Genomic DNA, 12,737 nt, shown 5'->3' on the forward strand with positions numbered 1-12,737 from the left:
CTATTCGCGTTGCGTTCAACAAAACAAAAAATTTGCCCACAGTTGGGGTGGAATGGCGTGGCGAGCGATCCCATATCGGAAATTAGAATATGCTATATTATCGTATAGTGTTTCAGTTCCGCGGAGCTTGTTTCGTGCCTGGGTTCTGGGTGGTCTGTGTCCACGCCCCAATGAAGAATGCGCATTTGACCGAACAGGTTCTTCGGGACGTCAGTGCGGATAACAAGGGAAGCAACGTTGTTACAGCAGGAAAAGTCTGAAATCTGGCCGTCCGAGGCAGGTTCAAACACTCAACCTGAGGATCAAACCAACACCAAGTGGCGCGTTCTGGTCGTCGATGATGATGCGGATGTCCACGAAGCGACGGACTATGCCCTTGCGAGAGTCAAAATTCTTGGGCGGTCTCTTGAGCTGATCCATGCCCTTTCTGCGGGTGAGGCTTTGAAAATCCTCCATAAGCAACCCGATATTGCCGTGATCCTTCTGGATGTTGTGATGGAACGTCCCGACAGCGGGTTGCGACTGGTCGAGGAAATCCGTGCCGAAGGGTATCGGGAGCAGCGCATCATCCTGCGCACGGGATATCCCGGCGATGCCCCGGAAAAGGAAGTCATCCGCGATTACGAAATAGACGATTACTGGTCAAAGGACGAGTTGACGCGAACGCGCCTTGTCACGTCGCTTACCACAGCCATCAGATCGGTTGACTATATCCGGGCGCTCAAAGGAACGCGTAACGGTCTGGAAATGGTGATCGAGGGCACGCAGTACCTTTACAAGAACAAGAGCCTCGATCTGTTTGCCGAAGGTGTTCTGACCCAGCTTGCCGCGATCTTGCGCGTCAGTCCGGAAGGTGGGATTTGCGCCTTGGCCCAGCTGCCAGACAAGGAAGACGAACTGGTTGTTCTTTCCGGGATTGGCCGGTTTGCTCCGCATGTCGGCAGCAAGTTGTTCGAGGTCGATGATATCGACAAGGATCTGGTTTTCCAGAGCTTGGAAAAGGGTCGGGTGCCGGTGGTTGCCGAAAACAAGCTGGTATTCAGCCATCAGAGCGAGACCGGCCGACGGTTGCTGATCTATTTTGTGCACGAGCAGATCCTGAGCCAGCAGGACGTTGTTCTGACCGAGGTTTTCGTTACCAATCTTGCGATCTGCTTTGACAACCTTGCCCTGATCACCGAACTGGGTGAACTGGCCTTTGTTGATCAGCGGGTCGGAATTCCCAACCAGAACGCCTTTGACCGTGAGCTGATGAATATCACGCGTAGTGATAATGACGACAAAAGCGAAGCTTTGGTTGCCATGGTCGCGATTGAAGATGCCGCCCAGTTCGCTATTGCATTCGGTGTGACGTATTTCGACCAGATCATGAACGCCGTGTATGAGCGCTTGCGCGCTGTCGCGGGTGACAATGTGTTGGTGGCGCGGGTTGGCGAATACACACTAGGACTTGTCGACAGCAGCGGCAAATTTGAAGTTTCGGCTGCTGAAAACATCTTTGACGAACCATTCGAGGTTGCAGGAAGCCCCGTAGTTGTTAGGGCAACCATTGGTGTCGTGCGCGGCAACCCGCAAGGACGGCGTTCAAGTGATATTCAGCGCGCAGCGAGGCTTACGCTTCTAAAACAAAAACAGAAAGGTCCGGGCGGAACGGCTGAGTTCGAACCGTCGATGGCCGACGAGGTGCAGGATTCCTTGCGCCTGATCGGCAGGTTGCGTCAGGCCGTTCAGGATCGCGTTTTGACCTTTGTTTTCCAGCCCAAGGTCCGTTTGGCGACTGGGGAGGTTGTTGGTTCCGAAGTGCTGTGCCGCTGGATGGATGACGGCGAACCGGTTTCGCCCGGCCGGTTTATTCCGGTGGCCGAGCGGTCTGGATTGAGTGGCGAAATTACCTTCCAGTGCCTTGAGGCGGTCAGGGATTTGAACCAACGTTTGCAGCAGGAAAACCTCCCGCCTCTTAAGGCGGCAGTGAATCTTGCAGCAAACGATATCGCCGATAGGGATTTTGTCGATCAGTTGCTTGCCGTTTGCCACCAACACGGGCTTGGTCCGGAAACGGTCAGCTTTGAAATCACCGAGACACAGCATTTTACCAATGACGGTGAAGCAACTGCCTGTGTGCAGAAACTTGCCGCGCAGGGGTTTGAGATTTGGCTTGACGATTTCGGCACGGGATATTCGTCCCTGACGCACCTTGATGTTTCGCCCGTGCGCGGCATCAAGATCGACAAGTCCTTTATCAGTGTCTTGTCCGCAGACAGCCGGCCCAGTCACGTGGCGGAAACTGCGGCAGGCATTGCGCAAACCCTTGGCCTTGTGTCTGTTGCTGAGGGTGTTGAAACCCGTGATCAGCATGCAATTTGTCAGGAACATGGAATCGAGTTCGCCCAAGGGTTCCTTTATAGCGCGGGCCTATACCCCGATAAATATGTCGAGTGGCTGAAAAACTGGAACCTGAACGGGTGGGCGGATCATGGTCGAAGCTGAACCACAATCCTCAACCAGCACAGACGCCGCAATCCCGCTGATTGATGGACGGGAATCGAGATGGTTTCAGAACAGGTATTTCTGGCGTGTCAGCGGTGTTGTGGCACTGATCGGGATGTTGCTGTTTTCCGGCTTGATGGTGTTCTGGCATACGGTTGAAGGCAGCCGAGAAGATGAACAGACCGTTCGACGTCTGGTTGTTGATGTTACGCACCGTTCTGCTGACATACAGCAATGGTATGAAACGGCCATTCAAACCGTGAATATGTCGATCTTGCATCCGGCAGTTCAAGATTTTCGATCCAGTCCGGGCGAAGCGACCGCCTATTTTAAAACGCTTGCTGCTGAGGTGCCGCGGTTCAGCCAACTCCGTATTGTATCGCCATCGGGAATGGAAGCCCTGCGGGTTGATGCGCGCGGCGGCGATATCATCGTCACACCGGCTGAAGGATTGCAGGACAAATCAGGTCGGTATTACGTCGAAGCAGCAAAATCACTACGTCCCGGCCAGATCTATGTCAGCAAGCTCGACCTGAATGTTGAGAATGGCGAAATCGAAGTGCCGCACCGCCCGACAACAAGGATTGTGGCCCCGATCATTGCGAACAATCAGGAAGTATCGGGCTATCTGATTGTCAATCTGGACATGGCGACGCCATTGAACGCCTATGGTGTTGCGCCCGGTGGCGTTATGCGTACCGAACTGATTGATCATGAAGGGTACTGGTTGGCCGGGGCGGAGGATGACCGCAACTGGGGTTTCATGCTTGAGCATAACGCCTCGGTCAAGCAGTCCGACCCGGAGCTTTGGCAGCGCATTGCCGCAGTAGATCACCAGGGCGGCTTTGAGTTTGACGGGAAGATTTACGAAGTAGAAACAATTTCGGTTTCCCAGATGCTAAACGCAATTTCCAGCGACGACGTGCATGCGGCCAGTACGCGGTTTCATCTGGTCGGGAGTGCCCCGGCCTATCAGCCGTGGGCCGGAAATATTGCGATCAAGACAGTCTTTGTCGCCTTCATGGTGATGTTGATTTGCGGGTTTTCGGGCGTGGTTGGCTACCTGATGCTCCGCCGCAGGCAGGCAGCACAGCTTCAGGTTCTTTTGACAAAGGATCTTATGGTGCAGGGGCGGATGGCGTCGCTTGGTCGGATTGTTGCCGGTGTTTCGCATGAAATGCGCACCCCACTTGGCAATGCGCTTACGGTCAGCACCACAATGTCTGACGACCTTGCCGAATTGCAGCAGGATCTGGCCAAGGCGCGTGAAGATAGTGAAGAACGCTTGGAGATAATTGAGGCCCTGATGATGGGCAACAGGATTCTGCAGAAAAATATCGAACGCACCAGAGAGCTTCTGAAACATTTCAATCAGACTGCTACCGATCAAAGTGTGCATACCCAGCGCGTTTTCGATCTGGCCAAAATTGTCACTGATCTGTGCGAAACGTTGCGTAATCAGCTTGAGAAAACGGGTATTCGTCTGAGCATCGCACTACCTGAGACGGCGCGGATGAACAGTTATAGCGATGCGGTGGATCAAGTGATCCTCAGCCTGATCATGAATGCGCATCAACATGCCTTTGTCGGGCGTGAAAAAGGCATAATCAGTATTCGCGTAAGCAAGCGCGATGAGAACAGCTACCTTGTGGAAATTGCCGACAATGGGGTCGGGATCTCGTCGGACAATATTGATCGAATTTTTGAACCATTCTGGTCACTTGCAACAACAACTGGTGGCAGTGGCCTTGGTCTTGCGATCACGATGAATGTCGTGCAAAACACGTTGGGTGGGGAGATCAAGGTATCTTCAATGCCAGGGTCGGGGACAGTCTTCCGGATTGTTTTGCCAAAGGTCGCCCCGACACGGATGGGAAAACATGAAAGCCCGTTTTCGGTTGAAAGCCAGACGGCGCTGACGTCACCAAATACCAGTGAATCGACGTGATCCGGTGTTGATCAGGAAACAGCGGCGTCTTTTTTGTGTTCGGTGCGGCGTTGCTTGGACTTGGTGATAACGCGCTTTTTGGTGCCGTCGCTCATGCCCATCCAGGCACCGATTTCATCGCCGGTGCGATAACATCCCATGCAATAGCCCGATTTCGGGTCGAGCACGCAGGTGCCAATGCAGGGGGATTTAACGGGCATGACGATGGGCCTGTAAGCGGGAACAGAAGATTTCATCGCCATAAAAAGCAGTTTCGCACGCAGGGATCAAGGGGGGATGATCCCCACGCGCGAACCAAACCGGACATTGTTGGCTTTGATGGCCGGTTCAGGTGATTTAAAGGCGGTCGAACCAGTCGCGGATCTGACGGTCGGCCTCTTCGCGTTCAACGCCATAGGCCTCCTGAATCAGTCCGACCAGCTTGTCGCGCTGTCCATCGACGGCATTGACGTCATCATCGGTCAGGCGACCCCACTGGCTTTTGACGTCACCGCGCAGCTGTTTCCAGCGTCCTTCGATTTGGTCCCAATTCATGGTTTTCTCCTGCTTTGGTTGACGGTTGCTCGTGTTTCCGGCTTTGCGCCGTGTAAGAGAGTCAACGACGTGGCGAGCATCTTGTTCCAAATCGGTTTTGGCGTTTGGGGGCAAATTCCCGCGATCAACATTGCCGGTGGTGTGCTTGCCTTATCGCGCCCGGGCGGGTATAGCCCCATGCAGTTTGTTTTTTATGGAGTTGGTTTCGCACTGGCCAGAGTTGGGGTTTGGTGCGGCACGGAGGAAGATATGCGCGGCTATTTCGGGATTGGAATTGAAGGGGCAAGCAAGCCTTTGAATGTGGGCACCCTGTTTCGTTCTGCCCATGCCTTTGGCGCAAGCTTTGCGTTTACGGTGGATGCAGATTTCCGTGAGGAACGCTCCAACATCACCGATACATCGAAGTCGGGCGAACAGATGCCCTACTACCACTTCCCGGATCACAAAAGCCTGCTTTTGCCGCAAGGCTGCCGGATGGTTGGTGTTGAACTGACCCCGGATGCGATTGAACTGCCAAGCTTCAAGCATCCGTCGCAAGCGGCCTATATCCTTGGTCCCGAACGCGGGAACCTGTCGGATGAAATGCAGGAAAAATGCGATTTGATCATCAAGATCCCGATGAGCTTCTGCGTGAATGTGGCGATTGCCGCCAATATCGTGATGTATGACCGCGTGATCAATCTGGGTCGGTTTGCGCCGCGCCCGGTCCGTGCCGGTGCGCCGACCGAACCGAAACCTGAAGCACATTATGGCGGCTGGATTTCGCGCACGCGCGACAAACGCAAAGGCGATCCGGAACAATACCGTCAGGCCCCGCCGCCGGATTATTCGGTCATTGACGGGTCACTGGATGATGACGACGCCTGATTGCGGCATCGTTCCAAGCTAGTTCCAACAAGCTCTGGATAAAAAGAAGCAACGGCCGCGAGGGAGGAGCACGGCCGTTGCTGTGTGTGATCTGCGGGATTGCTGTGCCTTTGACAGGGGGGGCTTGGCACGCATCGCAGATCAGGGTGCAGTGATGTCTATCAGGCGGCCTTGGTGTCGTTTGCGGCCACGTCCTTGTTTGTGTTTGTCGTGTCGTCCTGTTCGTCGGTTTCTTCTTCGGGGCGGTTGCCATGCGGATTGCGCAGAAGGTTGGCAATCATGCGCATGCCGACATCGCCCTGCAGGGTCAAAAGGCTTTCAGGGTGGAACTGCACGGCACTGATCGGCAGCGAATTGTGGCGGATGCCCATGATCACCCCGTCGTCACTGCGCGCCGTTACCTTGATATCGGCAGGCAGTTCGGCGGCCTTGGCAAACAGGGAATGATAACGTCCGACAACGATGTCATCGGGCAGGCCATCAAACAGCGGATCAGTTGTATCGAGTTTCACCTTTGACGGTTTGCCATGCATCGGTGTGACAAGTTGGCCGAGTGACCCGCCAAAGAATTCGACAATCCCCTGCAGACCAAGACAAACCCCGAATACCGGCAAGCCTGCGGCAAGGGCACGTTCGATGCTGTCGCGCAGGTGATAGTCATCCGGGCGGCCCGGACCAGGCGACAGGAACACCAGATCAGGTTTGAAGTCCTCAAACGCCTGATCGGGGAAGCCCGGACGGAGTGTCAGGGTTTCGGCACCCGTGGCACGGATGTAACTGGCCAGGTTTTGCACAAAGCTGTCTTCGTGATCGATCAGAAGCACACGTTTGCCAATGCCCGAGCTTGCCGGATCAATGGCGACCTCGTCCTTGGCATCACGGGTGACGGCATCAATCATTGCGGAAGCCTTGAGCACGGTTTCGGCTTCTTCGGCATCAGATTCGCTATCAAACAGAAGCGTCGCGCCAGCGCGGACTTCGGCGACACCCTGTTTGAGGCGCACGGTCCGAAGGGTCAGGCCGGTATTAAGATCGCCGTTGCACAGAACCGCCCCGATCGCCCCGCCATACCATGCACGCGAACTGCGTTCGACGGCCTCGATATGTTTCATGGCAGCGCGTTTTGGTGCGCCGGTTACAGTCACCGCCCAACAATGGGTCAGAAAGGCATCCAGCGCATCAAACCCGTCACGCAGGCGGCCTTCGACGTGATCAACCGTGTGGATCAGACGCGAATACATTTCGATCTGACGACGGCCAAGAATGCGGATGCTGCCCGGTTTGCAAACGCGTGCCTTGTCGTTGCGATCAACATCAGTGCACATGGTAAGTTCTGATTCTTCCTTGGCGGAATTCAGCAATGTGCGGATGTTTTCGGCATCCTCGATCGCATCACGGCCACGCGCGATGGTGCCCGAAATCGGGCAGGTTTCGATGCGCTGTCCCTTGACGCGCACATACATTTCCGGTGATGCGCCAATCAGATGTTCACCGTCCCCCAGATTGATCAAAAAGCCGTACGGGGCCGGGTTGCGGCGCTTAAGACGGCGGAAAATTTCCGATGGTTTGACATCACATGCGGTGCGGAACACGCGGCTGGGCACAACTTCAAACAGCTCACCACGGGCAAAGCGATGCTTGGCGTCATCGACAATGGCGGCGTATTCGCCCTGCTTCATGTCGTTTTCAATTACCGCATTGTTGCCCCGTGATGGCGGATGGGGTTGGGAAATGCGTTCCAACCCGGCGGTGCTGCGGCCATCAGGGGCGATGAATTCATAATCGATCCGGGTTGCCACGCGGGATGCATGGTCGACCGTTACCATCTGATCGGGCAGGAACAGGTGGATGTCCTTGTGATCGGCCGGGCGATCCTGGCTCAGGTTGATCTGTTCGAAATGAAGCGCGATGTCATAGCCAAAGGCACCATAAAGCCCAAGGCGTTCATCCCCCTTGTGCCCGAACAGATCACGCAGTGCACGGACGACGGAAAACAGGCTGGGCTGCTGGCTGCGTTCTTCTTCGGGGAACCAGGAGGCCGGCTTTTTGACCACGCCATAAAGGCCGTCTTCGCCATTGGTCAGGCTTTCGACATGGGGGTGGTTTTCAAGGGCAGCCGAAATGACATCCAGCAGGACCTGCCCGCGCTCATTGAGCGCATGCACGGCAAAGCCGCGTTCACGCCCGACGATTTCAAGCGGCGGCGCATCAAAGCCCATATCCCAACGTGAATAGCGCCCCGGGAATTCATAGCTTGAAGACAGCAACACGCCCTTGGTGCCATCAAGGGCATCAATCAGGCCTTCGGTTGCGTTTTCATAAGCCACTTCGGTCATGCGGCGGATGACGGCAACACCGCCATCGGTGGTGTAACGGTATTCGCTGCTTTCGGTCGAAGGGCCGGTCTGGGTGGTCGGGGTCGTCACGTTTGTTACTCCTGAGTGGGCCTTACGCCGCAGGAGCTATGTGATCGTCAGAAAAAGAAAAAGGTCTGAAAACACAAAGCCGCCTGCAAGAATGAGGCGGCCGGTATGTTTAGGGCATGAGTATTGGCCGCCCGCTTAAGCGAGCCACCACCAACGATTTGCAATAAGGGTCGGGTTCATGCCGTGTGTTTTCATGCCCCAACCATGTGCCCAAAAAACACGGGCGTCAAGAGTTTTGCGGCGGGGGTGTTGTTTCGGCATCGCGCAGCTCAAGATGAAGTGGCTGATGGCAATGCGGACAGGTCAGGATTTCGTCGCTTTCGTTGCGATGCACATCGCGGATGTCTTCGATGATCCATTGCGCCTGTTCTTCACTGATGCCGAGTTCCTCCTGATGGGAACGCAGCTTGTGCCGGACCCGTTCGGTCAGACGTTTGCCCAGCAACTGCCGGGTGGCCTGATGGCGGTATTCGCTTTCGCGGCGGCGCAGTTCGGCGTTAAAGGCCGATGCCAGAATACCGGCCGGTACGGCAACAATCCCGATCCCGGTCAGCGAGATGACACTGGCGAGAAACTTGCCAAATGGCGTGACGGGTACAACGTCGCCATACCCCACCGTGGCAAGGGTAATGACGCTCCAGTAAAGGGCATCAAGCAGGTTGGCGAACTGTTCGGGTTGGGCTTCATGTTCGGCGATATAGATCGCGCCGGCACTGAACACCAGCATACAGGCCAGTGCCGCACTGGCTGCGCCAAAAATGCCAAGCTGCTGGCGAAAGACCAGCAACATCAATTCAAGCCCGGTGGAATAACGGGTGAATTTCAACAAACGCAGCAAGCGAACAATACGGATAAAGCGCAGATCAATGCTGGTGAAGAACCACAGGAAGATCGGCAGGATCGCCAGAAGGTCGATCAGCGCCATCGGGGTCAGCATATAACGCAGGCGCGCAAACCGGCCATCAAAGCGCGGATCATCCGGGGCCGACCAGACCCGCAAGCCATATTCGACAGCAAAGATCAGGGTGCAGACGATTTCAATCGTGGCGAACAGGAAGAAATACTGCTCGGCAAAGGTTTCGACTGAATCAAAGATCACCGAGACAACGTTGATGATGATCGCACTGGCCAGAACCAGATGCACCAGAAGCGAAAAGCGCGACTCCCGGTCGACACCATGCAGAAGTTTCTGGGTTCGTGATCGCAGGGTCGGTTTCATGGCGCGCGTACTCGGTCCGGGCAATGGGTGCACTATTGCCCGCCAAGTTTTGCGCCAATCATTTCAGAAATGGTTAAACTACCCGACCTGGGTTAATCCGGCGGATCAGTAACCCTTTGCCGCGTGGATGAAATCAGCAATCTTGCGGGCATCCTTGACACCCTTGCTGCGTTCCACGCCCGATGACACATCGACCCACGGTGCACCTGAAATCTTTACCGCTTCGGCGACATTGCTGGGATCAAGTCCGCCGGCCAGCATCCAGTTGCTTTTGAAGTTCTGACCGGTCAGAAGCGTCCAGTCGAATGACACGGCATTGCCACCGGGAAGGACGCTGTCCTTGGGTGGTTTGGCATCAAACAGCAGGAAGTCGGCAACGCCGTCATAGTTCTTCTTGGCATTTTCAATATCGGCGGCTGTGCTGACCGAGATCGCCTTCATGACTTTGAGGCCGAAGCGTTCCTTGACCTCGGCCACACGTTCGGGGCTTTCCTTGCCGTGAAGCTGAATGACATCGAGATTGCCAGCGGTGATCGCATTTTCAAGCGCCTCGTCACCAGCTTCGACGAACAGACCGACCTTGTAGATGCTGTTGGGGACGCGTTCAGTGAGTGTCTTGGCACCCTTCAGCGATATATGACGCGGGCTGGGTGGGAAGAAGACATATCCAAGGGCATCGGCCCCGGCACTCATGGCGGCAATCGCGGCATCTTCGCTGTTAATTCCACAGATTTTGACCATGCAGCTCATCGGGGCATCCTGTTCTTGTCTTCGCTCTAATCTTGGCAACAAGGGGTTGTTGCATCTGATTGACTTAACAGAAATGACCACGATCCAACAGGATATTTGCGTTTTGGCGTGGCTTTCCACTGGCAGGATAATCATTGCTGCGCTATTTTCCCGCCCATGAGCAAGAACACAGACCCTGCCGCGGGCGAAACCGGCGAAAACACAACCCATTTTGGTTTTCGTGATGTTCCCGAAAGCCAGAAGGCATCCATGGTGCGCGAGGTGTTCGACACTGTCGCGTCCAAGTATGACCTGATGAACGATCTGATGAGCGGTGGGGTGCATCGCTTGTGGAAAGACAGCTTCATCAACGAGCTCAAGCCGCGTCCGGGAATGAAGCTTCTCGACGTTGCCGGGGGCACCGGGGATATTGCGTTTCGCTTCCTGAAAAATGGCGGTGGGTCGGTCACGGTTTGTGACATCAATTACGAGATGCTCCATGTCGGGCGCGACCGCGCGGTTGATCACGGACTTCTGAAAAACATCAACTGGACGGTGGGCGATGCGCAGAAATTGCCGCTGCCTGATCAGTCGGTTGATGCCTATACCATCGCCTTTGGCATTCGCAACGTGACCCGCATCGAAGAGGCGCTTTCGGAAGCCTATCGGGTGTTGCGTCCGGGTGGAAAGTTCCAGTGCCTTGAATTTTCCAAGGTGGTCGTGCCGGGCTTTGACAAGCTTTACGATACCTATTCGTTCAAGCTGTTGCCTGAAATCGGACGCTTCATTGCGGGTAATCGTGATGCTTATCAGTATCTGGCCGAAAGCATTCGCCAGTTCCCCGATCAGGAAACCTTCGCATCCATGATCCGGGCTGCCGGGTTTGAACGTGTGAAATACCGCAACCTGTCTGGCGGGATTGCGGCCATTCATTCCGGTTGGCGGATATAAGGGCGTTTGACGCATGATCCGGTTCGTTCGTAACAGTTTCCGCCTGCTTGCCATGGCGCGCACATTGGCGCGCTATGATGCGTTGTTTCCACTGGCCCTTGTGCCGGGTGGCAAGCTTGTCGCGTTTTTGGCCCGCCTGACGGCACCCTTTTCACGCCGTTCCGATTTGCCGCCGGGCAAGCGTCTTGCCCGTGCGCTTGAAGAACTTGGTCCGGCCTTCATCAAGCTGGGGCAAACCCTTGCGACCCGGTCTGACCTGATTGGGGATGATGTGGCAGCCGACCTTTCGTCGCTTCAGGATCGCCTGCCGCCCTTTTCGGCCAAGATCGCCAAACGCATCATTACCGAACAGCTGGCCGAACCGTTTGACATGCTGTTTGCCGAGTTCGATGAAGAACCGGTGGCAGCAGCATCGATCGCGCAGGTGCATTTCGCGACCACGACCGACGGGCGTGAAGTTGCGGTCAAGGTTCTGCGCCCGGATATTCGGTACCGCTTTGCGCGCGACATGGACCTGTTTTACTGGATCGCTGAACTTGTCGAGTTGACCCAACCGCGTTTGCGCCGCCTGAAGCCGATTGAGACGGTCAAGGCGCTTGAAGACAGCGTGCATCTTGAAATGGATTTGCGGTTCGAAGCCGCCGCGGCATCGGAATTCCGCGACAATTTCGAAGATGATCCGACCTACTACATTCCGCAAATCGATTGGGAACGCACCGCCGAGTATGTGATGACCATGGAACGGGTCAAGGGCGTGCGTATCGATAATGTCGAGGCGCTTGATCGCATGGGCATTGATCGATCCGACCTGCTTGCCAAGGCAGCCGGGGCGTTTTTCCAGCAGGTTTTCCGCGACGGGTTTTTCCATGCGGATATGCATCCGGGTAACCTGTTTGTTGATGAAAACGGCCGGGTCAGTCTGGTTGATTTCGGCATCATGGGCCGGGTGGACAAGCAGACGCGGCTTTATCTGGCCGAGATGCTTCTGGGCTTCCTGACCCGCGATTATCACCGCGTGGCAGAGGTCCACTTTGAAGCGGGCTACGTTCCGCGCAACCAATCGCTTGAAAACTTCCAGCAGGCCTGCCGGTCGATTGGTGAGCCGATCCTGGGCAAGGAATTGGCCGATATTTCTGTTGGCCGGTTGTTAGGTCAGCTGTTCCAGATTACCGAGCAGTTCGGCATGGAAACCCAGCCACAGCTTCTGATGCTGCAAAAGACCATGATCGTTGCCGAGGGGCTTTCAAGAATCCTCAGTCCGAACGAGAATATGTGGGAACTGTCGCGTCCACTGATCGAAGACTGGATGCGCGAAAACCTTGGCCCGGAAGCCAAGATCAAGGAAGCCACCCTTCAGGCCGGATCCATGTTGCGCCGATTGCCGCGTGTGCTTGAAGCCGCCGAGCAGGCATCATCGGTCCTGACCGAACAGGGCCTCCGTCTGCATCCTGAAACGGTTGCCGCCATGCGCGGCAAGGCGGGGAATGGCCAGAAAAAGTCAGGTGGCGTATCGCGCCAGACCCTTGTGATGTGGGTGGCGATTGCGGCCCTGGCCGTGGCGGTTTACCTGAAATAA

10 protein-coding genes are annotated in these 12,737 nt (G+C 55.5%); 5 read left to right on the top strand and 5 right to left on the bottom strand.

Annotated features, from left to right (window positions below; all coding sequences use genetic code 11):
* Positions 1 to 237 precede the first annotated feature (237 nt).
* Both CMO10_RS09860 and CMO10_RS09865 read left to right on the top strand, forming a co-directional pair.
* The gene (locus CMO10_RS09860) at positions 238 to 2,487 is read left to right on the top strand and encodes an EAL domain-containing protein (RefSeq protein ID WP_297021349.1); all 2,250 of its coding nucleotides are present in this window, start codon (positions 238 to 240) and stop codon (positions 2,485 to 2,487) included.
* Positions 2,474 to 4,435, top strand: a complete 1,962-nt coding sequence (locus CMO10_RS09865; protein ID WP_297021351.1) for a sensor histidine kinase — start codon at positions 2,474 to 2,476, stop codon at positions 4,433 to 4,435. The genes CMO10_RS09860 and CMO10_RS09865 overlap by 14 nt, the downstream gene beginning before the upstream one ends.
* 11 nt (positions 4,436 to 4,446) lie before the next feature.
* On the opposite strand, the gene CMO10_RS09870 is transcribed toward CMO10_RS09865, so the two are convergent.
* Both CMO10_RS09870 and CMO10_RS09875 read right to left on the bottom strand, forming a co-directional pair.
* Positions 4,447 to 4,635 carry a DUF1289 domain-containing protein gene (locus CMO10_RS09870; protein WP_297021354.1) on the bottom strand — a complete coding sequence of 63 codons (189 nt, stop codon included), beginning with the start codon at positions 4,633 to 4,635 and terminating at the stop codon, positions 4,447 to 4,449.
* A 136-nt stretch (positions 4,636 to 4,771) separates the two neighbouring features.
* Positions 4,772 to 4,969 carry a CsbD family protein gene (locus CMO10_RS09875; RefSeq protein WP_044830215.1) on the bottom strand — a complete coding sequence of 66 codons (198 nt, stop codon included), beginning with the start codon at positions 4,967 to 4,969 and terminating at the stop codon, positions 4,772 to 4,774.
* Positions 4,970 to 5,218: 249 nt separating this feature from the next.
* Between CMO10_RS09875 and CMO10_RS09880 the strand changes: the two genes are divergently transcribed.
* On the top strand, positions 5,219 to 5,836 hold the full coding sequence (locus CMO10_RS09880) for an RNA methyltransferase (protein WP_297021360.1): 618 nt from the start codon (positions 5,219 to 5,221) through the stop codon (positions 5,834 to 5,836).
* Between the two features lie 161 nt (positions 5,837 to 5,997).
* Here the strand turns inward: CMO10_RS09880 and CMO10_RS09885 are convergent, their stop codons facing one another.
* From CMO10_RS09885 to CMO10_RS09895, 3 genes are all read right to left on the bottom strand, one after another.
* Entirely contained in the window at positions 5,998 to 8,262 is a 2,265-nt protein-coding gene (locus CMO10_RS09885; RefSeq protein ID WP_297021362.1) for an anthranilate synthase component I, read from the bottom strand.
* A gap of 226 nt (positions 8,263 to 8,488) precedes the next feature.
* Entirely contained in the window at positions 8,489 to 9,481 is a 993-nt protein-coding gene (locus tag CMO10_RS09890; RefSeq protein ID WP_297021365.1) for an ion transporter, read from the bottom strand.
* A 105-nt stretch (positions 9,482 to 9,586) separates the two neighbouring features.
* Positions 9,587 to 10,231, bottom strand: a complete 645-nt coding sequence (locus tag CMO10_RS09895; RefSeq protein ID WP_297021367.1) for a phosphoribosylanthranilate isomerase — start codon at positions 10,229 to 10,231, stop codon at positions 9,587 to 9,589.
* A 156-nt stretch (positions 10,232 to 10,387) separates the two neighbouring features.
* On the opposite strand from CMO10_RS09895, the gene ubiE reads away from it, so the two are divergent.
* A complete protein-coding gene (ubiE, locus tag CMO10_RS09900; RefSeq protein ID WP_044830219.1) occupies positions 10,388 to 11,161 on the top strand; it encodes a bifunctional demethylmenaquinone methyltransferase/2-methoxy-6-polyprenyl-1,4-benzoquinol methylase UbiE in 774 nt (257 codons plus the stop codon).
* A gap of 13 nt (positions 11,162 to 11,174) precedes the next feature.
* On the top strand, positions 11,175 to 12,737 hold the full coding sequence (gene ubiB / locus CMO10_RS09905; RefSeq protein WP_297021373.1) for a 2-polyprenylphenol 6-hydroxylase: 1,563 nt from the start codon (positions 11,175 to 11,177) through the stop codon (positions 12,735 to 12,737).

It is taken from the genome of Thalassospira sp., assembly GCF_002709775.1.
In the GTDB taxonomy this organism is placed as follows: domain Bacteria; phylum Pseudomonadota; class Alphaproteobacteria; order Rhodospirillales; family Thalassospiraceae; genus Thalassospira.

Coding starts and splice junctions, on each gene's coding strand:
- CMO10_RS09880 (WP_297021360.1), top strand. CDS start 5,219: ATGCGCGGCTATTTCGGGATTGGAATTGAAGGGGCAAGCAAGCCTTTG.
- ubiB (WP_297021373.1), top strand. CDS start 11,175: ATGATCCGGTTCGTTCGTAACAGTTTCCGCCTGCTTGCCATGGCGCGC.
- CMO10_RS09875 (WP_044830215.1), bottom strand. CDS start 4,969: ATGAATTGGGACCAAATCGAAGGACGCTGGAAACAGCTGCGCGGTGAC.
- ubiE (WP_044830219.1), top strand. CDS start 10,388: ATGAGCAAGAACACAGACCCTGCCGCGGGCGAAACCGGCGAAAACACA.
- CMO10_RS09890 (WP_297021365.1), bottom strand. CDS start 9,481: ATGAAACCGACCCTGCGATCACGAACCCAGAAACTTCTGCATGGTGTC.
- CMO10_RS09870 (WP_297021354.1), bottom strand. CDS start 4,635: ATGCCCGTTAAATCCCCCTGCATTGGCACCTGCGTGCTCGACCCGAAA.
- CMO10_RS09895 (WP_297021367.1), bottom strand. CDS start 10,231: ATGAGCTGCATGGTCAAAATCTGTGGAATTAACAGCGAAGATGCCGCG.
- CMO10_RS09865 (WP_297021351.1), top strand. CDS start 2,474: ATGGTCGAAGCTGAACCACAATCCTCAACCAGCACAGACGCCGCAATC.